The sequence below is a fragment of the Kitasatospora sp. NPDC057542 genome (assembly GCF_042801945.1).
GTDB lineage: Bacteria > Actinomycetota > Actinomycetes > Streptomycetales > Streptomycetaceae > Kitasatospora.
Map to the genome: position 1 here is coordinate 1 of NZ_JBHVFE010000019.1, position 23,552 is coordinate 23,552.

Genomic DNA, 23,552 nt, shown 5'->3' on the forward strand with positions numbered 1-23,552 from the left:
GGCACCGGTGAGGTGCGGGCCCTCGCTTCGCAGATCGCGAGTCAGCGCAGGGGCTGAAATCAGCCGACGAGGCGGATGTTCTCGGCCTGCGGGCCCTTCTGGCCCTGGGTCACGTCGAACTCGACCTGCTGGCCCTCGAACAGCTCACGGAAGCCATTGGCCTGGATGTTCGAGTAGTGGGCGAACACGTCCGGGCCGCCCTCGGCCTGCTCGATGAAGCCGAAGCCCTTTTCGCTGTTGAACCACTTCACGGTGCCGGTAGCCATAACCGTCTCCTCCTACTGGGGCATCAGGGATCCACACCTCGTGAATCCCGGAGTAGCCGCGATCCCCATCCGGAGACTGAAACACCGGACAAAACAAATGCGCCTGTCGGTTGGAACCAGCAGGCGCACACCACGTTCATGGGAACCAAAACTGCAACTGCTTCGACTGTAGCACGGTGCCACCATGGTTGACCGGGGATTTTCCCGCCCTACAGATCACGTTTGGTGGCTCCGCAAATGGGGCAGACGGCGCCCCGCCGAAGCGGGACGCCGCCTGTACGCACCGGTCGGGTCAGCGCCGGCCGGCCGGCTCCGGCACCCCGTGGGCACCGGTCAGCGGGGCCGGGCCCTCGCCGTGGCCGTGGCTCGGGGTGTCCGCGTGGCCGGGCCACCAGGCGCGGCGGCCGAGCAGCGCGGTGAGCGCCGGGGTGAAGAACATCGCCATCACGAAGGCCGCGATGAGGATGCCGATGGCGATCGAGAAGCCCATCTCGCTCATCAGGGTGTTTCCGGCCAGCAGCATGGTGCCGAAGGTCGCGGCCAGGATGAAGCCGGCCGCGGCCACCGTCGGACCGCCGTGGCGGATCGCCTGGCTCGCCGCCTCGCGGGGGCTGCGGCCCTCGCGGGCCTCCTCGCGCAGTCGGGCGATCATCAGGATGTTGTAGTCGGTGCCGAGCGCGACCACGAACAGGTAGATCAGGATCGGCAGCATGAACATCAGGCCCTGCTCACCCTTGATGTTCTGGAACAGCAGGGTGGTGGCACCGAGGGTGGCGCCGAACCCGAGGCCGACCGAGGCCATCAGGTACCAGGGGGCGACCACGCTGCGCAGCAGCAGGCCGAGGATCACCATGATCAGCACCGCGGCGATCGGGAAGACCAGGCTGTAGTCGTGGGCCATCGCCGTGTTGATGTCCTTGTACACGGAGGTGGTGCCGGCGACGTAGGCCTTGGTGCCGGCGGGCGCGTGGTCGTGGGCGACCTTGCGGACCTCGCCGATGGTGTCGATGGCCTTGTTGCTGGCCGCCTCGTCCTTGAGGACGACGGTGATGTCGGCGGTGAGCCCGTCCTTGCTGACGCCGTGGTCGGGGTCCGGCATGGCGGCGCTGGACACCCCGCTCACCTTGCCCAGGTCCTCCACGTAGCCCTTGAGGCCGGCGACGTCGATCCTGTTGCCGTTCTGGCTGGTCAGGTAGATGTGGGCGGGGTCGGCGGCACCGGCCGAGTAGGCCTTGACCATGGTCTCCTGGACGACCATCGACTCCTTGGACTTCGGCATCGAGCTGCCGGCCATGTCGAAGGTGCCCTGGTAGCCGAGCGCGGCGACCGCGAGGCCGACCATCACCAGGCCGGAGAGCAGGGCTGCGGCGGCCGGACGGCGGCCGACACCGCGGCCCATCGCGGCGAAGCGGGCGTTGGACGGCTCGCGCTGCCAGGCCTTGGAGGGCCAGAACAGGACCTTCTCCGGGATCAGGCAGAGGATCGCGGGCACCAGGGTGACCGAGGCGATCGCCGTGACGGCCACCGCGATCGCCAGCGAGGGGCCGAGCGCCTTGAACATGCCGAGGCTGGACAGGACGAGCACGGCGAAGGCGACCACGACGGCACCGGCGGCGGAGGCGATGGCCTCGCCGACCCGGCCGACCGCGTTGGCGACGGCCTGCTTGCGGTCGTCCCCGGCGCGCAGCCGCTCGCGGTAGCGGAACATCAGGAACAGGAAGTAGTCGGTACCGACGCCGTAGAGCACGACGGTGAGGATCTGTTCCATCGAGTTGTCGGCCTTGAGCCCGAACACCTTGCTGGCGTCCGAGATCAGGCCGTTGGCGACCATCGAGTAGATGACCACCGAGAGGATCGGCAGCAGCGCGATGATCGGACTGCGGAAGATGATCCCGAGCGTGAGCAGGATGATCACGACCGTGCCGAGGCCGATCAGCATGCCGGCCGTCTTGCCTGCGTCCTTCTGGTCCAGGTTCATCGCGGCCGGGCCGCCGACCTGGAACTTCAGGTTGCTGCCGGAGGCGAGTGCGGTGCCTTCGTCGCGGAGCTTCTTCGCGGCGTCGGTGAACTCGTCCGTCTGCATCTTGGTCTTGTCGATGGAGACCATCGACATCGCGTACTTGTGATCCTGGGAGTAGGAGGCCGCGGAGACCGGGGCGACCATCTCGACCAGCGGGATCTTCTTGTCGGCCAGGCCCTGGGTGACCTTGGTCATGGCCGCCGCGTCGCCGTCGTCCAGCTTGCCGCCGTCGGTGCGCTCGAAGAGCAGCAGCGCGGAGGGCGAGACGTTGGACGGGAAGGCCTTCTGCTGGACCTCCGAGGCCTGGATGGACTCGTAGTGCTTGGGCAGGAAGGCCGCTTCATCGGAGTTGGCCTTCAGCGGCGGGGCGGTCGCGATGATCGCGACCGCGGCGATCAGCCATGCGCCGATCACCCACCACGGGCGGCGAACGACGAATTGTCCTAGTCGGTGGAACATGCTCGATGCCTCCTGGGCATGGTTCACCGCAGCCCTTGGGGGACGGGACGCTGGGCGACGGCAGGACCGGCGCGCGGAGTGCTGTGGACACTCCCTTGCCGGTCGGCAGGTAAGTAGGTCTGGGGCATCATCCTACGAGTACTTGCTTGCCGCCCGGCAAGGAGCCCCCGTTGCATTCAACCCCCGCGGCCGCCCCGAAGCGGCCCCGCTCCAGTTTCTCCCGGGCGCAACCCCGTTGACCTCGTGCTCCGGGTGGAGACTTCTCCCCCTCAGGGTGGAGGCGCACCCCCTACCCCCCAGGAGGAGATCTCGGGGTCCCGGGGTAGGGAAAACCCCACCCCGGCCCCGAGGAGAGCACCAGGAAACGGCCACCCGCCAGCCGGATTACCCGTCAACCCCCGCTTCCCTACTGTCGATCGGGACGCCGGACCGCACCCGGCGCACCCCGACCGGCGGTTCTCCCGACCCAGGGCCGCCGCCGCTCCCGTCCGGCGACGACCGCCGCTCTCCCAGGGGGGAACCACCGTGAAGCCCGTGAAGTCCAGACTCGGCCTGGCGGCCGCGATGGGTGCCTGGAGCGCCCGGCACCGGAAGACCGCCGTGTTCGGCTGGCTGCTCTTCGTCGTCCTGGCCGCCGCGCTCGGCACCGTGCACGGCAGCACCAAGGTGACCGACGCCGAGTCGATCCCCGGACAGGTCTCCCGGGCCGCGCGGATCCTCGACGAGGCGGGGCTGAAGAGCCCGGCGAACGAGACCGTCCTGGTCCAGAGCTCCACCCGCAGCGCCGACGAACCGGAGTTCCGCGCCGCCGTCGGCCAGGTGATCGCCGCCGTGAACGGCACCGGCCGGGCCGCCGAGGTCCGTTCGCCGTACGACACCAAGGCGGTCTCCGCGGACGGCCACTCCGCGCTCGTGATGCTGACGCTCAAGGGCGACAGCACCGAGGCGGTGGAGCACGTCCAGTCGGTGCTGGACGCGGTGGCCGGCGTGCAGAAGCAGAACCCGGACCTGACCGTGGTCCAGCTCGGCGACGCCAGCTCCGGCAAGTGGATGCAGGACCAGTTCACGAACGACTTCGCCCGCGCCGAGTGGACGGCCGTGCCGCTCGCCCTCGGCATCCTGCTGGTCGCCTTCGGCGCGCTGGTCGCCGCCGTGCTGCCGGTGGTGCTCGCGCTCACCGCCTTCGTCGCCGCCGCCGGACTGGTCGCGCTCAGCAGCGGGTTCCTGCACACCAGCAACGACGCCAGCTCGGTGATGCTGCTGGTCGGCCTCGCCGTCGGCGTCGACTACTGCCTCTTCTACCTGCGCCGCGAACGCGAGGAACGGGCCGCCGGGCGGGACGCGGCCACCGCGCTGGCCGTGGCCGCCGCCACCAGCGGCCGGGCGGTGCTGGTCTCCGGCGTCACCGTGGTGGTCGCCATGGCCGGGATGTTCCTCACCGGGATCGCCACCTTCCGCTCGATGGCCTACGCCACCATCGTGGTCGTGATCACCGCCGTGCTCGGTTCGCTCACCGTGCTGCCCGCACTGCTGTCGATGCTCGGCGACCGGGTGGAGAAGGGCCGGGTGCCGTTCCTCGCCAAGCTGCGCCGGCCGGACGCCGCGCAGACCGGCGGACGGTTCTGGAACGCGGTGCTGACCCCGGTGCTGCGCCGCCCGCTGGCCGCCACCGTGCTCGCCGGCGCCTTCCTGCTGGCCCTGGCCGCGCCGATGCTCACCATGCACACCGCCAACCTGACCTTCCAGCAGCAGCTGCCCAAGGGCAACGCGCTGGTCGCCGCCTCGCAGAAGATCGAGGCCGCCTTCCCCGGCAGTCCCGGCCCCGCCACCGTCGTGATCAAGGCCGCCGACATCGACTCCCCCGCGATGACCGCCGCGATCGCCGACCTCAAGGCGAAGGCCCTGGCCGGCACGCTGATGCACGGCCCGGTGGAGGTCGCCGTGCACGCCGACCGGAACGTCGCCACCGTCGACATCCCGCTCAACGGCACCGGCAACGACGCCACCAGCAACGACGCCCTGAAGAGCCTGCGCGAGGACCTGGTGCCCGCCACCGTCCTCAAGGTGCCCGGCACCGAGGCCCCGGTCACCGGCCGCACCGCCGGGTCGTACGACTTCAACCACACGATGACCGGCTCGATGCCGCTGGTCTTCGCCTTCGTGATCGCCTTCGCCTTCCTGCTGATGCTCACCTCGTTCCGCTCGCTGGCCGTCGCCGTCACCGCCGTGGTGCTCAACCTGTTCTCGGTGGGCGCCGCGTACGGGGTGCTGACGCTGGTCTTCCAGCACGGCGTGGGCGCCTCGCTGCTGGGCACCGCCGGGGTCGGCGCGGTGGAGTCCTGGGTGCCGCTGTTCCTCTTCGTGATCCTCTTCGGGCTCTCGATGGACTACCACGTCTTCGTGGTCTCCCGGATCAAGGAGGGCCACGACCGCGGCCTGCCGACCCGGGCCGCGATCGCCCACGGCATCCGTTCCACGGCCGGGGTGGTCACCAGCGCCGCGGTGATCATGGTGGCGGTGTTCGCCGTCTTCGGATCGCTGTCCATGCAGGTGATGAAGCAGATGGGCGTGGGCCTGGCGGTCGCGGTGCTGATCGACGCCACGGTGATCCGCGGGGTGCTGCTGCCCTCGGTGATGACCCTGCTGGGCGAGCGCAACTGGTACCTGCCGCGCTGGCTGAACTGGCTGCCGGACCTCTCGCACGGCGAATCCGTCCCGCCGCTCGGCGCCGACCGGGCCCTGCACACCCAGCCGGCCGCCCCGGCGGAGGCTGCGCGCCACCGCAGGGCCGGGGTCTGAGCCTCCCGGCACCCAGGACGCGTCCGACGCCGGGCCCCGCAGCGCGCGGGGCCCGGTGTCCGTGCGTCATGATGATCACCGTCCGGGATCCCCCGGGACGAACGTCGGCGGAACGGAACTCCAGTCATGATCCCCTTCGACGAGGGCCGCGCCCGGCTGCTGCTCGCCCGGGCCTGCGAGTCGGCCGGGCTGGCCGCCCCCGACGGGGCCACGCTGCTCGCTCTCGGCGAGAACGCCGTCTTCGACCTCGGCGACCCGGCCGTGGTCGCCAAGGTCGGCCGCGGCCCCGAACTGTACGACCGGGCGCACCGCGAGCTGGCCCTCGCCCACTGGCTGGCCGGGCAGGACGTGCCGGTGGTCCGCCCGTACGACGCGGTGGCGCCCGAACCGCAGCTGGCCGACGGCCACCCGGTCACCTTCTGGCACCGGCTCGCGCCCGCCGTCCGGCCCGCCCGTCCCGTCGACCTCGCCCCGCTGCTGCGCGCCCTGCACCGGCTGCCGCTGCCGCCCTTCACGCTGGGCCGGCGCGACCTGCTGGCCCCGGTCGAGCGCTGGCTGGCCTCCGCCGAGGGCCACGTCGACCCCGCCGACGTCGCCTTCCTGCGCCACCGCCGGGACGCCTTCGAGGCCGCCCTGCCCGACCTCGTCCCGCAGCTGCACCCCGGGGTGATCCACGGCGACGCGCTGCCGCGCAACGTCCAGATCGGCCCGGACGGGCCGGTGCTGCTCGACCTGGAGTTCATGGCGAACGACCTGCGCGAGCACGACCTGGTCGTCCTCGCGCTCAGCCAGGACCGGTACGGCGTGCCCGCCGAGGAGTACCGGGCGTTCACCGCTGCGTACGGCTGGGACGTGCGCGAGTGGTCCGGCTTCACGGTGCTGCGCGGCGCCCGGGAGACCGCCAGCGCCTCCTGGGTGGCGCAGCAGGCGGCCAGCAACCCGGCCGCGCTGAAGGAGTTCCGGCGCCGGGTCGACTCGCTGCGCAACGGGGCCACCGAGGTGCGCTGGTACCCGTTCTGACGGCCCTCTCCGTTACCCGCGTCGGCACGGAGATGCCACCGGGGCGGGTGTGAGAAGACTCTTACGGCGGTTCGGTCCGGCCCGCAACCGGGAAACGTACGATCGGCGTCCTGTCGGGCAGTCGTCCTGACCCGAGAGACCGGCACCGTACTCGCACCTCAGGAGCCGCCGCCATGCACCGGACCGCCCACCGCCCCTCCACCCCGACCCGACCGTCCCGCTCCCGGCGCCGGCTGTTCGCGGGCTGCATCGCGGTGGCCGCCGCCCTGGGGCTGGCCGCGTGCGGGACCGCCAGCGGAGCGCTCCGGTCGCCGAGCGCGGCGGCGCCGTCCGGGGCGCAGTCCCCGGTCACCGCCCAGCCGAGCGTGACGGCGGCGGCCACCATCGCGCCGACCCCCGGCTCGGACGCCGTACCACCGGGTTCCCCGGCTCCGGTCGCCCCCTCCTCCGCCCCGGCGGCTCCGCCGAAGTCGAACCCGCCCGCGGCCACGGGCGCCCCGGCGGCCTCCGCCACGCCTGCCGCCCCGACCACGCCTGCCGCCCCGACCGCGTCGGCCGCCCCGACCGTACCGGCCACTCCGACCGCCGAGCCGTCCTCGCCCGCCGCGCCGCCCCCACACACCGGGGCGGGCACCGTGATCGGCTCCACCGCCTCCGGCGGCCGCACCGTCGCGCTCACCTTCGACGACGGCCCCGGCCCGGCCACCGGCCAGATCCTCGACCTGCTGGCCCAGTACCACGCCAAGGCCACCTTCTGCGAGATAGGCCAGAACGCCGCCGCCAACCCCGCCATGGTCAAGCGCATACTGGCCGCCGGGCACCGGCTCTGCGACCACAGCGTCCACCACCCGCAGCCGTTCGCGAAGCTCCCGCACGACAAGGCCGTGTACGAGATCACCGCCGCCCGGGACATGATCGTCCAGGCGGGCGGCCCCGGCACCGAGGTCGGCTGGTTCCGTGCCCCGGGCGGCGGCTTCAACAGTGACAACGAGCACATCACCGCGGGCCTCGGGATGTCCTCGCTCGGCTGGTCCGTCGACCCGCGCGACTGGTCGCGTCCGGGGACGCCGGCCATCGTCTCGGCCGTGCAGAAGCAGCTCAAGCCCGGCGGCGTGGTCCTGATGCACGACGGCGGCGGCGACCGCAGCCAGACCGTGGCCGCGCTGAAGCAGCTGCTGCCCTGGATGGTCGCCGAGGGGTACACCTTCGACTTCCCGGCCGCGTAGCACGGCCGGCGGCCGCCCCGAGGCTTCCCCCTCGTTCACTCGGTGGACGACCCCCGACGGCGTCGCCCGCAGCCTGGTCTGCGCGATCCGCGTCCAGGCCCACCTCGCGCCCCGGGTCGGGCAGGTGCTGACCGTCCGGTACGACCCGCCGGCACCGGACACCGCCGAGGCCACCATCGTGCCCCGCCCGAGGGTGCCTGACGCCCTGCGGCGGGCAACCCGCCCCGCTGCACGTCTTCGTCCTCCCCGCGGACCCGGCCCATCCGGTGGGCCCGGGGCCGGCCGGGCGTCAGTCGACGCGCAGCCGGTAGACCTGCCGCGAACCGCCCTCCGGGCCCGGGCCGGCGGCCTCGGCCGGAGTGAAGCCCAGCCGCTCGTAGAAGACCCGGGCTCCGCTCGCCACCGCGCCCGGGTGGTCCGGACCGAAGGTCACCACCTCGACGGTGGCCGGGCCCCGGACGTGGCGGCGCAGCACGTCCTCGACCAGCTCCCGGCCGACGCCGGTGCCCCGGGCGCGCCCGGCCACCACGAGCCAGTGCAGGTGGTACACCGGGGGCCGCTCGGGCCCCGCGTTCCCGGCACCGAACAGCAGGCCGCCGAGCAGCCCCCGGTCGTCCTCGGCGACGGTCGCCAGGCCCCGGTCGGTGCTGCTGCGCACCGCGCGGTGGAAGCCCGGATCGGCGACCATCGGGCCGAACCAGTGCTCGACCTCGGCGGCGAGGGCGAGGAAGCCGGGCAGGTCCGCGGGGAGGGCCGGGCGTACCGTCACCGGGCGGGCCAGCGCGGGTCGACCACGGCCTGCGGGTCCTTGCCGCGGCGCAGCCAGGCCTGGAGGCCCTCGGCCCACTGCCGGTACCAGTCGATCTGCCGCCGGTGCAGCTCGGCGGGCGGCACCGCTCCCACCTCGGCCGGGTAGCGCCCGGCCAGCGCGACGGCGACCCGGACGGCGGCCAGCGCGTCGCTGCCCGCCTCGTGGGCGTCCGTCAGCTCCACCCCGTACAGCTCGCAGACCCTCTGCAGGGTGCGCGAGCCCTTGCGGTACTTGTCCACGGCCCGGTCGATCACCAGCGCGTCCAGCACCGGCCCGACCGGCCGGCCCAGGCGCTCGGCGAGCGTCGCCAGCCCGTACCGGCGCAGCTCGGCGTCGAGCAGCGACAGGTCGAACGGCGCGTTGAACGCCACCACCGGCCGTCCGGCGGCGATCCGCTCGCACAGTGCGGCGGCTATCTCCTCCACCGCCTCCTTCGCCGGTCTGCCCTTGCTCCGCGCCACCTCGTCCCCGATCCCGTGGATCGCCTCCGCCTCGGCGGGTATCGGCACCCCGGGGTCGACCAGCCAGTGCGCGGCCCCCACCCGGGCGGCCCCGACCGTGTCCACGAGCGCGGCCGTGACGATGCGGTCCACGGCCGGGTCGGTGCCCGTGGTCTCCAGGTCGAAGCCGACCAGTGGCTGCTGCCACCAGCTCATCAGGTGTGTCCTTCCGTCCTGCCTCTCGAAACAGCCCCTATCATCACCCGCCCCACCGACAACCCGGCCGGGGGGAGCCCGCTCGTCCTCGTCGCCGTGCCCCGTGCCCCGGCCGCTCGGGGCGGCCCGGGCACGGCCCCGGTCAGGCCGCCCGGCCGGCCGGGCGGGCGAGCGCGAGGCGGCTGGGGAGGACGCTCGCCGCGACGGCGAGCAGCAGGCACAGGGCGGTGCTCGCGCCGAGGGGCGCCCAGGGCAGCCGCAGGGCGACGGTGGTCTGGCCGGCCAGGATGCGGTGGTTGAGCAGTGCGGTGGTGCCGTACTGGGTGAGCGCGGTGACGGCGAGGGCGAGCAGGGCGGCGGTGGCGACGACCAGGACGGCCTCCAGCGCGACCATCCACGTCACCTGGCGGCGCACCGTCCCGGCCAGTCGCAGCACGTCGAAGTCGCCTCGGCGGTCGGCGGTGCTCATCACCATGGTGTTGACGATGGCGATCAGCGCGTAGAGCAGCGCGGGCCCGAGGATCGTGGTGGTGGCGATCCAGGCGTAGTGGGCGCCGGGGTCCGGCCCGGGGTCGCGGGCGTCGGTGAGGGTGCCGCCGAGCCGGTCGGCCGGTTCGGCGTCGAGGTGGACGGCGGCGGGGCGGGCGTCTGCCAGGTGGCCGGCGGTGGCCTCGCCGCTGAGCAGGACCTCGTCCAGGCCGAGCTGGGTGCGGTAGACCAGGACGAGCCGCAGGCTGGTGACGGTGCCGTCGGCGAGGCGCAGGTTGACCTGGTCGCCGAGCTTCCAGCCGTGGCCGCGGACCTGGTCGGTGGAGGCGGCGAGGGTGGCGCCGCGCAGGTCGGCGGCACTGCCGCCGACGGTGGGCAGGGTCCAGGCGGTGGCGGGGTCGCCGTCGACGACGGTGGCGGCGGACGGCACGCTCGCGGGCGAGTCCTCGCCGTGGTCGTCGAAGGCGGGGGCGGCGGCGCCGAGGCCGGTGACCACGGTGGCGGTGGTGGCGGTGGCGTGCAGGCCGGGCCGGGTGGCGGTGAGCCGGTGGGCGGCGTCGGCGGGCAACGGGGCGGCGCCGGGACGCAGCACGTACCGGGCGGCGGTGGTGGCCCGGTTCTGGGCGGTCATGGCGTCGGCGAAGGCGGCGGTGGAGCCGACCACGGTGCCGGTGAGCGCGATGGTGAGGAAGGCCGGGGTGGCGGTGGAGACGGTGCGGCGCACGGCAGTGAGGGCGTTCTGTCGGGCGAGCAGCGGGGCGGCGGCGACGGCCCGGGTGAGCGGGGCGCTGAGCAGCCGGACCAGCGGCGGGACGAGGACGGGTGCGAACAGGGCGAGCGCGGTGATGGTGAGCAGGTCGGCGCCGAGCACCCACTGGGAGGCGAGCTGCGGGTCGTCGGGCTGGTCGCCGGGGGCGGGGGGCATGGTGGGCGCGGCCAGGTAGTAGCCGACGGTGGCGGCCAGGGCGAGCAGTCCGAGCAGGGCGCAGGTCCAGCGCAGCGGGGTCATGACCCTGCGGTCGGCGGCGGCGTCGCCGAGCGCCTCGACGGCGCGCACCCGGCCGGCCCGTAGGGCGGCGGTGACGGCGCCGAGCAGGGCGACGAGGAGGCCGACGGCGGCGGCCAGCAGCATCGGCCCGGCGGCGGGGTGCGCGGTGAAGCCGTCGGGGGCGGCGCCGCGGGCGACCAACCAGGTGGCGAGCGCGGGTGCGCCGGGCAGTGCGAGCAGGCAGCCGCTGACGGCGGCGGCGAGGGCGACGACGGCGGCCTCGCCGGTGATCAGCCAGACGATCTGCCGGGGTGTGGCGCCGACGGCGCGCAGCATCGCGATCTCCTGGCGGCGCTGGGCGACGGCGAAGGCGAAGGTCCCGGCGACGACGAAGACGGCGACGAAGGCGGTCATCGCGGCGGTGAACTGGAGCACCTTGTGCAGCGAGGGCGCACCGAGCGGGGAGTCGTCGCCGGCGGTGTCGTTCAGCAGGCTGCCGGTGGTGGCGACGAGCAGGACGCCGAGGGTGAGGGCGACGTAGGAGCCGGCGAAGGCGGCCCTGCGCCGCCGCAGGCTCGCGGCGGCGACCGGCAGCAGGGTGGCGAGCGAGGTCATGCCGCCGTCTCCAGGGCGGTCATCCGCTCGGCGACCTGCTGGGCGGTGGGGTGGGGCAGGTCGTCGACGATCCGGCCGTCGGCGAGGAAGAGCACGCGGTCGGCGTGGGCGGCGGCGACCGGGTCGTGGGTGACCATGACGGTGCTCTGGCCCTCGCGGTCGACGAGGTCGCGCAGCAGGGCGAGGACGTCCCGGCTGCTGGTGGAGTCGAGGGCGCCGGTCGGCTCGTCGGCGAACAGCATCCGCGGCCGGGTAATCAGTGCGCGGGCGATCGCGACGCGCTGCTGCTGGCCGCCGGAGAGCTGGGAGGGCAGGTGCCGGGCGCGCTCGCCGAGGCCGACCTGGGCGAGGGCGCGGTGCACCTCGGCGCGGTCGGGGCGGCGGCCGGCCAGTCGCAGCGGCAGGCCGACGTTCTGTTCGGCGGTGAGCGAGCCGACCAGGTTGAAGGCCTGGAAGACGAAGCCGATCCGCTGCCGGCGCAGTACCGTCAGCTCGGTCTCGCCGAGCCCGGCGAGGTCGGTCCCGTCCAGGGTGACCCGGCCGCTGTCGGGCCGGTCGAGGCCGGCGCAGCACTGCAGCAGGGTGCTCTTGCCGGAGCCGGAGGGCCCCATGACGGCGGTGAAGCCGCCGCGGGCGAAATCGACGTTCACCCCTCTGAGTGCCCGTACGGCCTCCGGTCCGGTTCCGTAGGTGCGGTGTACGTCGACGAGGCGCAGCACGGCCCCGTCCTCCCCCGTGATCTTCACGGTAGCCACACCTACCACGGGCTCCGCGCTCCGGACCAGGTGGCTTGGGGGAATCGTTACGCCGTCAGCCGGCGGGCCTCGGCCTGGACTTCGGCGTCCAGCTCCGCCCTGGTCCTGGTGCCGCAGTCGAGGGTGCCGTACTCGTCGTCGAGGCACGCGAGCGGGTCGGCCGGGTCGAATTCGTGCCCGAACCGCCTGTGGACCCGGTGGGTCAGGTCCTGCGGCCCGTACTCGCCGGCCAGCAGCCGGGCGGCGAGCGCCCGCAGGACGGCCTGCTTGCCGGGCACGCCGCCGGGCGGGTGGAAGGCCAGTCCGAACTCGGCGAGCGCGGGCGGCAGCAGGTCCGGCACCAGGCCGGACGCCTCCCCGTTCGGGCAGGCGGCGAGGGCGGTGAGGGCCTCTCCGTCGAAGCCGGCGACGAGCGCGGCGCAGGCGGTGTCGACCACCTCGACGGCGGTCAGTTCCCCGGCGCTCCACAGCAGGGCCGCGTCCCGCAGCCGTTCGGCGGCCGGGTCGGTGCACACTGTCGGCACCGGGCGGACCAGGAAGGCGTCGACCGGGTCCTCGTGCTCCGGCCGGAAGCCGTGCCGCTCGTACAGGCGGCGGGCGGCGCTGCCCTGCAGGACGTTCAGGCGGACGGGTTCGCCCGCCGCGTCGGCCTCGGCGAGGAGGTGCCGCAGGACGGCGGTGCCGAGGCCGTGGCCCTGGTGGCCGGGGCGGAGGTAGAAGTGCTCCAGCAGGCGACCGCCCTGTTCGGCGGGGCGGACGGTGACGGAGCCGGCGAACGCGCGGCCGACCAGCACGATCGAGGTGTGCCCGGGTGAGAAGCCGTCGCGCAGCCGTTGGCGGACCCGGTGCCCGTCGTAGCGGCCGAGCCGTTCGAGGTCGGCCCGCATGACCTCGGCCCGCAGCTCGGCGACGGCTTCGACGTCGGCGGTCGTGGCGGGGCGCAGGCTCCAGTCGGCATAGGTGCTCACGAACCGCAGTCTGACAGCCACGCCACCGCGCTGGCCAAGGATTTTGTCAGGACACGGGCCGGGAGTCGGCCCAGACGCCCTCGAACTCCTCGCGGTAGACCTCCAGCAGTCCCGGCTCGGTGCCGCCGGGCTGCTGGCCGGCGCCGCCGCGCAGCACCAGGGCCGGGGACTCCATGCCGCGGGCGCGGCGCAGGTAGGGCTGGATGACGCCGAGGTCGCGGCCCTGCCGGCGGCCGCCCGCCTGGCCGGTCGTGCGGGGGCCCTCGACCAGGTAGGCGGTGAAGCGCGGGGTCTCGTCGAAGACCCGGATCTCGAAGCCGCCCTGGTCCCGCAGCCGGGCCCGGACCCGCCGCACGTGCATGATGTTCATCTCGATGGAGCGCGACAGCTCGCTGCGCCCGAGGCCGAGTTCGCGTTCGCGGCGGCGCACCGCGCTGCTCGCCGGGTTGAGGAAGAGCAGCCGCACCCGGCAGCCCTCGCCGGCGAGGCGCACCAGGCGTTTGCCGGTGTAGTTCTGGCAGAGCATGCCGAGGCCGATGCCGAGCGCGTCCAGGCGCCGGGCGCCGTCCAGCAGGTCCTCCACCGGCAGGTCGCGCTGGAGCCGGACGCGGTCGGCGTGCACCGCGACGACGTCCGCGTACCGGCCGGCCACCAGGGACTCGACCACGTCGGCGGGCACGCCGCCGGCGCCGCCGTCCAGCACGGCCAGCAGCCGGGCGGCGGCCCGCTCGGTCTGGGCCAGCACGGTCTGGGTGAGCACCCGGTTGCGGGAGACCACGTGCCGGGCCACTTCCAGTTCGTCGAGCGCCAGCTCGATCTCGCGCCGGTCGGCCAGGTACGGCTCGAAGCAGGGCCAGTGCTGCACCATCAGCTCGCGCAGCTGGGGCAGGGTGAGGAAGACCAGCGGGTCGTCGTCGGCCGGGTCGAGCAGGTAGCCCTTGCGGCGGCTGACCTCGCGCACGGCCCCGGCGCGGTGGGCCCACTCCTCGCCGGCCGGCCCGGCGGCGGCGGTGACCCAGTCCTCTCCGTGGGCGGGGGCGTAGATCGGGTGCAGCACCTCGTCGACCAGGGCGCGCAGCCGCTGTTCGACCAGGTTGAGCCAGACGTAGGCGCGGCCGGACAGCCGGACCCGCTGGTAGGCGTCCTCCCACTCGGCGACCGACCAGGCCAGTGCGGGTATCTCGACCGGGCCGCCCTGGGCGGGCACCAGGGCCCGGCCGGTCAGGGTGGGGCGCATGACCACCGTGGGCGCCTCGCTGCGGGCCGCGCCCCGGTCGGGGCCGCCGGGCCCGGAGCCACGGCCGCCGGCGGGGAACACCATGCGCCACCTCGTCTGGTTGCTGCGGCTGACCCCCGCGGGCGCGGGGACCGTCGAATTCCTGGCGGCCCGCCCGGGCGGCGGGACGATCAAGGGTACTGCCCGCCGCGAGCCGCTCGCAGCCGGATGCCCGGGGGCCCTCCCGCACCATCCGCCGCGTTCTTCACACGAATGCCCGACGGACGCTCATTCGGCCCAACCCGGGCCGGATCTCCCGGCCGCCGGGGACGCGCTCGGGGAGTATGCGCTGTGCCGTGCGTCACGGCGCGCGGTCACGCACATGCCCGGCCGCCCGGCCGGGAAGAGAGCGTCCGGGTCCGGGCAGGCGGTCGGGCCGTTGTCGGACTACATGCCAGTTTCCGTCGGCAGTAAGGGAGTTGAGCAGTCATGCAGGTCTGGCCCGGTGCGCCCTACCCGCTCGGCGCCACCTACGACGGGGCCGGCACCAACTTCGCGGTGTTCTCGGAGAGCGCCGACCGGATCGAGCTGTGCCTGATCGCCGAGGACGGCTCCGAGACGGCCGTCGAACTGCGCGAGACGGACGCCTTCGTGCGGCACGCCTACCTCCCGGGCGTCCAGCCCGGCCAGCGCTACGGCTTCCGCGTGCACGGCCCGTACAACCCGGGCCTGGGGCAGCGGCACAACAGCGCCAAGCTGCTGCTGGACCCGTACGCCAAGGCGATGAGCGGGCACATCGACTGGGACGAGTCGGTCTACGGCTACCACTTCGGCGCCCCCGAGCGCCGCAACGACCTGGACTCCGCCCCGCACACCATGCACTCGGTGGTGATCAACCCGTACTTCGACTGGGGCACCGACCGCCCGCCGCGCACCGACTACCACCGCACCGTCATCTACGAGGCCCACGTCAAGGGCCTCACCCGGCTGCACCCGGGCATCCCCGAGGAGATCCGCGGCAGCTACGCGGGCCTGGCCCACCCGGCGGTGATCGAGCACCTGGCCAAACTCGGCGTCACCGCGATCGAGCTGATGCCGGTGCACCAGTTCGTCCGCGACCACCGGCTGCGGGACCTGGGCCTGGCCAACTACTGGGGCTACAACACCGTCGGCTTCTTCGCCCCGCACTCCTCCTACTCCTCCACCGGCGACCGCGGCCAGCAGGTGCAGGAGTTCAAGTCCATGGTCAAGGCGCTGCACGCGGCCGGGATCGAGGTGATCCTGGACGTCGTCTACAACCACACCGCCGAGGGCAACCACCTGGGGCCGACGCTGTCGCTGCGCGGCCTGGACAACGTCTCCTACTACCGCCTCGCCCAGGACCAGCGCTTCTACGAGGACACCACCGGCACCGGCAACAGCCTGCTGATGCGCAGCCCGCACGTGCTCCAGCTGATCATGGACTCGCTGCGCTACTGGGTCACCGAGATGCACGTGGACGGCTTCCGCTTCGACCTCGCCGCCACCCTCGCCCGGCAGTTCCACGAGGTGGACCGGCTCTCCTCCTTCTTCGACCTGGTCCAGCAGGACCCGGTGGTCTCCCAGGCCAAGCTGATCGCCGAGCCCTGGGACCTCGGCGAGGGCGGCTACCAGGTGGGCAACTTCCCACCGCTGTGGACGGAGTGGAACGGCATGTACCGGGACACCGTGCGCGACCTGTGGCGCGGCGAGAACGCGGCCCTCGCCGAGTTCGGCTCCCGGCTCACCGGCTCCTCCGACCTCTACCAGGACGACGGCCGCCGCCCGATCGCCTCGATCAACTTCGTGACCTGCCACGACGGTTTCACCCTGCGCGACCTGGTCTCGTACAACGAGAAGCACAACCAGGCCAACGGCGAGGACAACCGGGACGGCGAGTCCTTCAACCGCTCCTGGAACTGCGGCGTCGAGGGCCCCGCCGCCGACCCGGCCGTCGAGGCGCTACGGGAGCGCCAGCAGCGCAACTTCATCGCCACCCTGATGCTCTCCCAGGGCGTGCCGATGCTCTCGCACGGCGACGAGCTCGGCCGCACCCAGCTGGGCAACAACAACGCCTACTGCCAGGACAACGAGCTCACCTGGGTGCACTGGCCCGAGGGCGACGGGCCGCAGGCGCGGCTGCTGGAGTTCACCCAGGGGATGATCTGGCTGCGCCGCGACCACCCGGTGTTCCGGCGGCGGCGTTTCTTCCACGGCCGGCCGGTGTCCGGGCGGTCGGGTGCGGGCACCCACGGTCCGGGCGCGCGGGGCGCGGCCGCGCCGTCCACCGGCGGGTTCGACGACCTGACCGACATCGCCTGGTTCACCCCGGCCGGGGAGGAGATGACCAAGCGCAACTGGGGCGCCAGCTACGCCAAGTCGCTGACCGTCTTCCTCAACGGCTACGCGATCTCCGAACCGGACCGGCGCGGCGGCCGGATCGTCGACGACTCCTTCCTGCTGATGTTCAACGCCCACTTCGAACCGCTGGAGTTCACCGTGCCCGCCGACCACGGGCAGGAGTGGCAGGTCGTGGTCGACACCGCGCAGCCCCGGCTGCCCGCCCCGGGCACGGGCGCCCGGGTCAAGGCCGGGGACGCCCTGTGGCTCACCGACCGCTCGCTGATGGTGCTGCAACGGCCCGCCTAGGGGGGCGCGCAGGATCTTCGGACGGCCGGGGGCGGTCACCTGTTCGGGTCAGCAGCGGGTCTTGGCGGCGGGCTCCCCCGGGTACCTATGGAGCTATGACCCCCGCCGCCGAGCCCGCGCAGCCCCGCCCGGCCGCCACCGTCCCCTCGTCGTCGTACCGTCTCCAGCTCCAGCCCGGCTTCACCCTCCGCGACGCCACCGCCGCCGTCCCCTACCTGGCCGCGCTCGGCGTCTCCCACCTGCACCTGTCCCCGCTGCTGGAGGCCGTCCCCGGCTCCACCCACGGCTACGACACCGTCGACCACGCCCGGATCAGCGAGCAGCTCGGCGGCGAGCCGGCGCTGCGCGAGCTGGCCGCCGCCGCGCACCGCCACGGCCTGCGGCTGATCGCCGACGTGGTGCCCAACCACATGGCCGTGCCCGCCCCCGAACGGCTCAACCGGCCGCTGTGGCAGGTGCTGCGCGACGGTCCCGACTCGCCGTACGCGCACTGGTTCGACATCGACTGGACCGCCCAGGCGGGCCCCGTCGACGCGCCCGGGCGCGGACGGGTGCTGCTGCCGCTGCTCGGCGACCGGCTCGGCGCCGTACTGGACCAGCTCACCGTGGACGCCGGCACACTGCGCTACCACGAGCACGAACTGCCGCTGCGCCCCGGCACCGAGGAGCTGCCGCTGCCCGAGCTGCTCGCCCGCCAGTGGTACCGGCTGGCCTGGTGGCGGCTGGCCCGCACCGAGCTCAACTACCGGCGCTTCTTCACCGTCAACGAGCTGATCGCGCTGCGGGCCGAGGACCCGGAGGTGTTCGCCGCCACCCACGCCGTCCTGCTCGCGCTGCACGCCGACGGCGTCCTGGACGGCTTCCGGATCGACCACCCGGACGGGCTCGCCGACCCACGCGGCTACCTGCGGCGCCTGGCAGCGGCCACCGGCGGGGCGTCGGGGACCACCGGCGGGGCGTCGGGGACCACCGGCGGGGCGTACGTCGTGGTCGAGAAGATCCTCACCGGCGACGAGCGGCTGCCCGAGGACTGGCCGGTGGCCGGCACCACCGGCTACGACGCGCTGCGCCGGATCGACGGCGTGCTCACCGACCACGCGGGCGCCTGCCGGCTGGCCGGGGCCTACGAGGCCTTCCGGCACGGCGGCCCGGTCCGGGACCTCTGCGAGGACCCGCACCCCGCGATCGCCGCCGCCCGGCGCGGCCGGGCCGACATGACCGGGCCGGACGGCGAACTCGCCGCCGAGGTCGAGCGACTGGTGCGGATCGCGCTGCGGATCGGCGCCGCCGAGCCCGCGCACGCCGACCACTCGCCCGGGCAGCTGCGCGCGTCGCTCGGCCGGCTGCTCACCGGCTACCCGGCGTACCGGCCGTACGCCCGGCCCGGCGAGGTGCCCTCGACGGCGTCCGTGGAGCAGCTGCGGGCGGCCCTGGACGGTTCCGCCGACGCGACCGACCGGCTGGTCGCCGCGCTCGCGCTCGGCGAGCTGGGCCGCGGCGCGGACAAGGACGAGTTCTGCGCGCGCTTCGCCCAGACCGCCGCCGCGGTGGCCGCCAAGGGCGTCGAGGACACCGCCTTCTACCGCTGGAACGCGCTGCCCGGCCTCAACGAGGTCGGCGGCGAGCCCGCCCGGCCCGGACTGCACCCGGAGGAGTTCCACGACTGGTGCCGCTACCTGGAGCGCACCTGGCCGCACAGCATGACGGTGCTCTCCACCCACGACACCAAGCGCAGCGCCGACGCCCGGGCCCGGCTCGCCGTGCTCGCCGAGCGGCCGGACGCCTGGGCCGCCGAGGCCGCCTCCTGGTCCACCGCCGCGGGCCCCGGCTTCGACCGGGACGCCGACTGGCTGCTCTGGCACACCCTGGTCGCCGCCTGGCCGATCGCCCCGGACCGGCTGGTCGCCGCCCTGCTCAAGGCCGCCCGCGAGGCCAAGCTGCACACCTCCTGGACCACCCCCGACCCGCGCTACGAGCAGGCCCTGGAACAGCGCGCCCGCTCGGTCTACGGCAACCCGGGGCTGCTCCCCCGGATCGAGGGCGCCGTGCACGCCCTCGCCCCGTACGCCCGCGCCAACACCCTGGCCGCCGCCCTGCTGCACCTCACCGTGCCGGGCGTGCCGGACCTCTACCAGGGCAGCGAGGAGCCGCTGTACACCCTGGTGGACCCGGACAACCGGGGCGTGGTGGACCTCGGTGCGCTCGCCGTGCGGCTCACCGACGCGGCCGCGCCGCGCCCCGGCGACCTCGCCCGCGAGAAGCTGCACCTCACCACCACCGCGCTGCACCTGCGCCGCGCCCGCCCGCTCGGCGCCTACCGGCCGTTGCACGCCGTCGGCCGCTCCGGCGACCACCTGCTGGCCTTCGCCCGGGGGGACGACGTGGTCACCGCCGTCACCCGGCTGCCGTACGGGCTGGAGCGGGCGGGCGGCTGGCGCGACACGGTGCTGGAGCTGCCCGCGGGCGGGCCGTGGACGGACGAGCTGACCGGGCGGAACTTCCCGGCGGGCACGGTGGCGGTGGCGGAGCTGCTGGCGGCCCTGCCGGTCGCACTGCTGACGAGGAGGGCCTGATGCCGGTCTACGAGGTGTGGGCGCCCAACGCCGCCTCCCGTGTCCGGGTCGACGTCGACGGCGCGGCCCACGAGTTGGCCCGCTGCCCGGACCGGGACGGCTGGTGGTCCGGCGAGGCCCCGGCGGGCGACTACGCCTTCCGGCTCGACGACGGCCCGCCGCTGCCCGACCCGCGCTCGGCCCGGCAGCCGCACGGCCCGGACGGGCCCAGCCGCGCCGTGGACCACGCCGCGTTCCGCTGGTCGCACACCGGCCGGCGCGGCCGGGCGCTGCCCGGCGCGGTGCTGTACGAACTGCACGTGGGCACCTTCACTCCTCGCGGCACCTTCGACGCCGCCGCCGAACGCCTGGACCACCTGGTCGAGTTGGGCGTGGACTTCGTCGAGCTGATGCCGGTCTGCCCGTTCCCCGGCAAGCACGGCTGGGGCTACGACGGGGTCTCGCTCTGGGCCGTCCACGAGCCCTACGGCGGGCCCGAGGGGCTCAAGCGCTTCGTGGACGCCGCCCACCGCAAGGGCCTCGGGGTGGTGCTGGACGTGGTGCACAACCACCTCGGGCCGTCCGGCAACCACCTTCCCGCGTACGGGCCGTACTTCACCGACCGGCACCACACCCCCTGGGGTTCGGCGGTCAACCTGGACGCGCCCGGCTCGGACGAGGTGCGCGCCTACCTGATCGGCAGCGCCCTGGCCTGGCTGCGCGACTACCGGATCGACGGGCTGCGACTGGACGCCGTACACGCCCTCGCGGACGACCGGGCGGTCCACTTCCTGGAGGAACTCTCCCACGAGGTGGAGAAGTTGGCGGTCGCCACCAACCGGCCGCTGTTCCTGATCGCCGAGTCCGACCGCAACACCCCGGCGACCACCGCCCCGCGCGAGGCGGGCGGGCAGGGCCTCACCGCGCAGTGGAGCGACGACTTCCACCACGCCCTGCACTGCGCGCTCACCGGCGATTCCCAGGGCTACTACCGGGATTTCGCGGACCAGCCGCTCACCGCCCTCGCCAAGACGCTCACCCGGGGGTTCTTCCACGACGGCACCCGGTCCTCCTTCCGCGGCCGCAGCCACGGGCGGCCCTTCCCGCCCGCCGACGGCCACCGGCTGCTCGGCTACCTCCAGACCCACGACCAGGTCGGCAACCGGGCGCTCGGGGACCGCGTCTCCACCAGCCTCTCCCCCGGCCGGCTCGCCTGCGGCGCGGCACTGGTGCTCACCTCGCCGTTCACCCCGATGCTCTTCATGGGCGAGGAGTGGGGCGCCGCCACCCCCTGGCAGTACTTCACCGACCACACCGACCCGGACCTCGCCGAGGCCGTCCGGCAGGGCCGGCGGCGGGAGTTCGCCGCACACGGCTGGGCCGCCGAGGCCGTCCCCGACCCGCAGGAGCCCGCCACCGTGCTGCGCTCGGTCCTCGACTGGACCGAGCCCCGGCGCGCCCCGCACGCCGAACTGCTCACGTGGTACCGGCGGCTGATCCGGCTGCGCAGCGAGCGGCCGGAACTGTCCGACCCGGACCTCGGCGCGGTGCGGGTGACGTTCGACGAGGCGGCGGGCCGGCTGGTGGTGCACCGGGGGCCGTACCGGATCGCGGTCAACCTCGGACCGGACGAGGCCGCGCTGCCGCTGGGGGCCGCCGGGCGCGAGGTGGTGGCGGCCTTCGGGTCGGCGACGCTGGAGGGGACGGCGGTGCGGACGGCGCCGGACACGGTGGCGATCGTGCTGACCGGCTGACCCGGCGGAATCACCGGAGGAAGGTGCCGATCCGCTCCCGGAGCGACGGGGCGTCCAGGCCGTAGGCGGCCAGGTGCTCGGGCATCGACCCGTAGTGCCGGTGCTCCTCGCGCGGCACGCCCAGGCCCAGCACCCGGTGCGGGCGGTCGGCGAGCGCCGCGTGCGCCTCGTTGGCGGAGGTGCCCGCCAGGTACGGCTCGACCAGCACCACGTCCACCCGGTCGCCGAGCGCCGCGCGCAGCCCGGCCGCGTCGAAGGGGCGCACCGTCGCCGCGTACAGCACGGTGACGTCCAGGCCCTCGGTGGCCGCGAGCACCGCGTCCAGCATCGGCCCGACGGCGAGCACCGCGCCGCGCGAGCCCGTCCGGACGGTGGTGAAGCGGCCCGGCTCGACCGGCACCGGGGCCGCGTTCTGGTGTGCCGAGAGCCGGACGTAGACGTTGCGGTCACCGTCCGCGTAGGCGTGGCGCAGCAGCTGCTCGGCCTCGTCCGGGTGGCCGGGGACGTGGACCGTCCAGTCCGGCAGGGTGTCCAGCAGGGCGACGTCGCCCGGGGACATGTGGGTGCGGCCGCCGGCCGGCCAGTCGTACGAGCCCGCCGCGCTCACCAGCACGGCGCCGACGCCCTGGTGGACGAGGTCCAGCTTGACCTGCTCGAAGGGCCGTTCGATCAGGAAGCTGGCGAAGGTGTGGGCGATCGGACGCATCCCGGTGAGCGCCAGGCCGCCGGCCGCGCCGATCAGCAGCTGTTCGCGGATGCCGACGTTGACCACCCGGTCGGGATGGCGCTCCTGGGCCGGGGCGAAGGCGGCCGCGGTGATGTCGGCGAGCACCAGGGCCAGCCGGGGGTCCTCGTCCAGCAGTCGGGTGGTCACGTCCACGAAGCGGTCACGCATGGTGTCCATCGGTGAAGTTCCTCTCAGGGGCTCGGTCTTGGCGTGCTCGGGCTGCGGCCGGGTGCTCAGTGCGGGCCCTTGGGCTCGACCCGTGCGACCACCACGTGCGGGCGGCCCAGGTGCTCCGTGGCATAGGCGCGGTACAGCGCCTCGTGGTCGCGGCCGTCCACCGTGGCGGTCGACCAGCCCTCGGCCGCGAACCGCTGGGCGATGCCGCCCTGCCAGCCGTGCGTGGCCGAGGAGTTGTCGATCACCACCACGTTCAGCCGGTCCAGTCCGTAGGCCCCGGCGAAGGCCACCGCCTCGGCGTTGGAGCCCTCGTCGAACTCCGCGTCGCCGACCAGCACCCACACCGCCGGGTCGGCCAGGCCCTGCGCCCGCAGCCCGAGCGCGGTGCCGACGGCCAGCGGCAGGCCGTGGCCGAGCGAACCGGAGGCGATCTCCACGCCCGGGACCAGCGTGCGGTCCGGGTGGTGGCCGAGCGGCGAGTCGTAGCCGCCGAAGCTCGGTAGCACCGCCGGGTCGAGGAAGCCCTTGGCCGCCAGCACGGCGTAGTACGCCATCGGTCCGTGGCCCTTGGAGAGCAGGAAGCGGTCACGGTCCTGCGCGTCGGCGGTGTCCGGGGTCACCCGCAGCACCCGGTCGTACAGCACCCAGAGCGCGTCCAGGGTGGAGGTGGCGGCGGGGCCGTGCTTCTCGTCGCCGGTCATCAGGCTCATCAGGGCGGGCAGGTCCTCGAAGCGGGTGCCCGTCGTGGTCGTGGCGGTCGCGTTCGTCGTCATGACCACGATCGTGCAACTTAAAGCCGACTTGAGGTCAAGCGGCTACAGTGGGTTTCCATGACCGCCCGCCCCGACGGCCACCGCGACCCCGGCCCGCACCACAGCGACCTGCTCACCATCGGCCAACTCGCCCACCGCAGCGGCCTCGCCGCCTCCGCGCTGCGCTACTACGAGAGCCTCGGCCTGATCCACGCCACCCGCACCTCCGGCGGCCAGCGCCGCTACACCCGCGGCACACTGCGCCGGATCGCCTTCGTCCGCGCCGCGCAGCGCGTCGGCCTCTCCCTGGACGAGGTGAAGGTCGCCCTCGACCGCCTCCCCGACCGCCCGGCCCCCAGCCGCGCCGAGTGGGACCAGGTGGCCGAGTCCTGGCAGAGCCGGATCGACGACCAGATCGCCGAACTGCAACGACTCAAGGAGAAGCTCACCGGCTGCATCGGCTGCGGCTGCCTCTCGCTCTCCCGCTGCGCCCTCTACAACGCCGCCGACCGCGCGGCAGAAGCCGGACCCGGCGCCCGCTACCTGCTCACCCGCGACCCGGACGACGGACCCGAGCCTCTGCCCCCGGCCGCCGACACCTGCGGGACCCGCCGGGGCGAGCACTGAAACCCCTG

17 protein-coding genes are annotated in these 23,552 nt (G+C 74.1%); 7 read left to right on the forward strand and 10 right to left on the reverse strand.

Annotated elements, in window-relative coordinates; all coding sequences use genetic code 11:
- Window positions 1-59 precede the first annotated feature (59 nt).
- Both ACFU7Y_RS04710 and ACFU7Y_RS04715 read right to left on the reverse strand, forming a co-directional pair.
- Window positions 60-266 carry a cold-shock protein gene (locus ACFU7Y_RS04710; protein ID WP_224283510.1) on the reverse strand — a complete coding sequence of 69 codons (207 nt, stop codon included), beginning with the start codon at window positions 264-266 and terminating at the stop codon, window positions 60-62.
- 292 nt (window positions 267-558) lie between these two features.
- Window positions 559-2,745 carry an MMPL family transporter gene (locus ACFU7Y_RS04715; protein WP_224283509.1) on the reverse strand — a complete coding sequence of 729 codons (2,187 nt, stop codon included), beginning with the start codon at window positions 2,743-2,745 and terminating at the stop codon, window positions 559-561.
- Window positions 2,746-3,309: 564 nt separating this feature from the next.
- On the opposite strand from ACFU7Y_RS04715, the gene ACFU7Y_RS04720 reads away from it, so the two are divergent.
- From ACFU7Y_RS04720 to ACFU7Y_RS04730, 3 genes are all read left to right on the forward strand, one after another.
- Window positions 3,310-5,544: an MMPL family transporter gene (locus tag ACFU7Y_RS04720; protein WP_224283511.1), complete on the forward strand. Its 2,235-nt coding sequence runs from the start codon at window positions 3,310-3,312 to the stop codon at window positions 5,542-5,544.
- Between the two features lie 126 nt (window positions 5,545-5,670).
- Complete coding sequence (locus ACFU7Y_RS04725) at window positions 5,671-6,564, forward strand: phosphotransferase enzyme family protein (RefSeq protein WP_224283508.1); 894 nt, start codon at window positions 5,671-5,673, stop codon at window positions 6,562-6,564.
- Window positions 6,565-6,737: 173 nt separating this feature from the next.
- On the forward strand, window positions 6,738-7,790 hold the full coding sequence (locus tag ACFU7Y_RS04730) for a polysaccharide deacetylase family protein (protein ID WP_380766477.1): 1,053 nt from the start codon (window positions 6,738-6,740) through the stop codon (window positions 7,788-7,790).
- Between the two features lie 289 nt (window positions 7,791-8,079).
- On the opposite strand, the gene ACFU7Y_RS04735 is transcribed toward ACFU7Y_RS04730, so the two are convergent.
- The 6 genes from ACFU7Y_RS04735 to ACFU7Y_RS04760 form a co-directional block, all read right to left on the reverse strand.
- The gene (locus ACFU7Y_RS04735) at window positions 8,080-8,559 is read right to left on the reverse strand and encodes a GNAT family N-acetyltransferase (protein WP_380766478.1); all 480 of its coding nucleotides are present in this window, start codon (window positions 8,557-8,559) and stop codon (window positions 8,080-8,082) included.
- Window positions 8,556-9,257 carry an exonuclease domain-containing protein gene (locus ACFU7Y_RS04740; RefSeq protein WP_224285246.1) on the reverse strand — a complete coding sequence of 234 codons (702 nt, stop codon included), beginning with the start codon at window positions 9,255-9,257 and terminating at the stop codon, window positions 8,556-8,558. Before ACFU7Y_RS04740 ends, ACFU7Y_RS04735 begins: the two co-directional genes overlap by 4 nt.
- Before the next feature lie 142 nt (window positions 9,258-9,399).
- Window positions 9,400-11,349 (reverse strand): FtsX-like permease family protein, encoded by a 1,950-nt coding sequence (locus ACFU7Y_RS04745; protein ID WP_380766480.1) that lies wholly within the window; start codon window positions 11,347-11,349, stop codon window positions 9,400-9,402.
- Window positions 11,346-12,095: an ABC transporter ATP-binding protein gene (locus ACFU7Y_RS04750; RefSeq protein ID WP_380766481.1), complete on the reverse strand. Its 750-nt coding sequence runs from the start codon at window positions 12,093-12,095 to the stop codon at window positions 11,346-11,348. The genes ACFU7Y_RS04745 and ACFU7Y_RS04750 overlap by 4 nt, the downstream gene beginning before the upstream one ends.
- A 56-nt stretch (window positions 12,096-12,151) precedes the next feature.
- Entirely contained in the window at window positions 12,152-13,072 is a 921-nt protein-coding gene (locus ACFU7Y_RS04755) for an N-acetyltransferase family protein (RefSeq protein WP_374120058.1), read from the reverse strand.
- Between the two features lie 46 nt (window positions 13,073-13,118).
- Window positions 13,119-14,309, reverse strand: a complete 1,191-nt coding sequence (locus tag ACFU7Y_RS04760; protein WP_224283108.1) for an SAV2148 family HEPN domain-containing protein — start codon at window positions 14,307-14,309, stop codon at window positions 13,119-13,121.
- Window positions 14,310-14,777: 468 nt separating this feature from the next.
- Here ACFU7Y_RS04760 and glgX point away from each other — a divergent pair, with 468 nt between their 5' ends.
- From glgX to treZ, 3 genes are all read left to right on the forward strand, one after another.
- Window positions 14,778-16,955, forward strand: coding sequence for a glycogen debranching protein GlgX (gene glgX, locus ACFU7Y_RS04765; RefSeq protein WP_224283105.1), 2,178 nt, complete (start codon window positions 14,778-14,780; stop codon window positions 16,953-16,955).
- A 95-nt stretch (window positions 16,956-17,050) separates the two neighbouring features.
- A complete protein-coding gene (gene treY / locus ACFU7Y_RS04770; RefSeq protein WP_380766482.1) occupies window positions 17,051-19,528 on the forward strand; it encodes a malto-oligosyltrehalose synthase in 2,478 nt (825 codons plus the stop codon).
- Complete coding sequence (gene treZ, locus ACFU7Y_RS04775; RefSeq protein ID WP_380766483.1) at window positions 19,528-21,261, forward strand: malto-oligosyltrehalose trehalohydrolase; 1,734 nt, start codon at window positions 19,528-19,530, stop codon at window positions 21,259-21,261. Before treY ends, treZ begins: the two co-directional genes overlap by 1 nt.
- A gap of 10 nt (window positions 21,262-21,271) precedes the next feature.
- Here treZ and ACFU7Y_RS04780 read toward each other — a convergent pair whose 3' ends face one another.
- Together ACFU7Y_RS04780 and ACFU7Y_RS04785 are read right to left on the reverse strand one after the other, a co-directional pair.
- The gene (locus ACFU7Y_RS04780) at window positions 21,272-22,165 is read right to left on the reverse strand and encodes a transketolase family protein (RefSeq protein ID WP_380766484.1); all 894 of its coding nucleotides are present in this window, start codon (window positions 22,163-22,165) and stop codon (window positions 21,272-21,274) included.
- A 56-nt stretch (window positions 22,166-22,221) separates the two neighbouring features.
- A complete protein-coding gene (locus ACFU7Y_RS04785; RefSeq protein WP_224282921.1) occupies window positions 22,222-22,938 on the reverse strand; it encodes a thiamine pyrophosphate-dependent enzyme in 717 nt (238 codons plus the stop codon).
- A gap of 57 nt (window positions 22,939-22,995) precedes the next feature.
- Here ACFU7Y_RS04785 and soxR point away from each other — a divergent pair, with 57 nt between their 5' ends.
- Entirely contained in the window at window positions 22,996-23,544 is a 549-nt protein-coding gene (gene soxR, locus ACFU7Y_RS04790) for a redox-sensitive transcriptional activator SoxR (RefSeq protein ID WP_224282922.1), read from the forward strand.
- Window positions 23,545-23,552: the final 8 nt, after the last annotated feature.

What these genes read in the sequence shown, in the direction of transcription:
- soxR (WP_224282922.1), top strand. Translation starts at nt 22,996, where the DNA reads ATGACCGCCCGCCCCGACGGCCACCGCGACCCCGGCCCGCACCACAGC.
- ACFU7Y_RS04725 (WP_224283508.1), top strand. Translation starts at nt 5,671, where the DNA reads ATGATCCCCTTCGACGAGGGCCGCGCCCGGCTGCTGCTCGCCCGGGCC.
- ACFU7Y_RS04730 (WP_380766477.1), top strand. Translation starts at nt 6,738, where the DNA reads ATGCACCGGACCGCCCACCGCCCCTCCACCCCGACCCGACCGTCCCGC.
- glgX (WP_224283105.1), top strand. Translation starts at nt 14,778, where the DNA reads ATGCAGGTCTGGCCCGGTGCGCCCTACCCGCTCGGCGCCACCTACGAC.
- ACFU7Y_RS04720 (WP_224283511.1), top strand. Translation starts at nt 3,310, where the DNA reads ATGGGTGCCTGGAGCGCCCGGCACCGGAAGACCGCCGTGTTCGGCTGG.
- treZ (WP_380766483.1), top strand. Translation starts at nt 19,528, where the DNA reads ATGCCGGTCTACGAGGTGTGGGCGCCCAACGCCGCCTCCCGTGTCCGG.
- ACFU7Y_RS04785 (WP_224282921.1), bottom strand. Translation starts at nt 22,938, where the DNA reads ATGACGACGAACGCGACCGCCACGACCACGACGGGCACCCGCTTCGAG.
- ACFU7Y_RS04715 (WP_224283509.1), bottom strand. Translation starts at nt 2,745, where the DNA reads ATGTTCCACCGACTAGGACAATTCGTCGTTCGCCGCCCGTGGTGGGTG.
- treY (WP_380766482.1), top strand. Translation starts at nt 17,051, where the DNA reads ATGACCCCCGCCGCCGAGCCCGCGCAGCCCCGCCCGGCCGCCACCGTC.
- ACFU7Y_RS04745 (WP_380766480.1), bottom strand. Translation starts at nt 11,349, where the DNA reads ATGACCTCGCTCGCCACCCTGCTGCCGGTCGCCGCCGCGAGCCTGCGG.
- ACFU7Y_RS04780 (WP_380766484.1), bottom strand. Translation starts at nt 22,165, where the DNA reads ATGGACACCATGCGTGACCGCTTCGTGGACGTGACCACCCGACTGCTG.
- ACFU7Y_RS04760 (WP_224283108.1), bottom strand. Translation starts at nt 14,309, where the DNA reads ATGCGCCCCACCCTGACCGGCCGGGCCCTGGTGCCCGCCCAGGGCGGC.
- ACFU7Y_RS04710 (WP_224283510.1), bottom strand. Translation starts at nt 266, where the DNA reads ATGGCTACCGGCACCGTGAAGTGGTTCAACAGCGAAAAGGGCTTCGGC.
- ACFU7Y_RS04740 (WP_224285246.1), bottom strand. Translation starts at nt 9,257, where the DNA reads ATGAGCTGGTGGCAGCAGCCACTGGTCGGCTTCGACCTGGAGACCACG.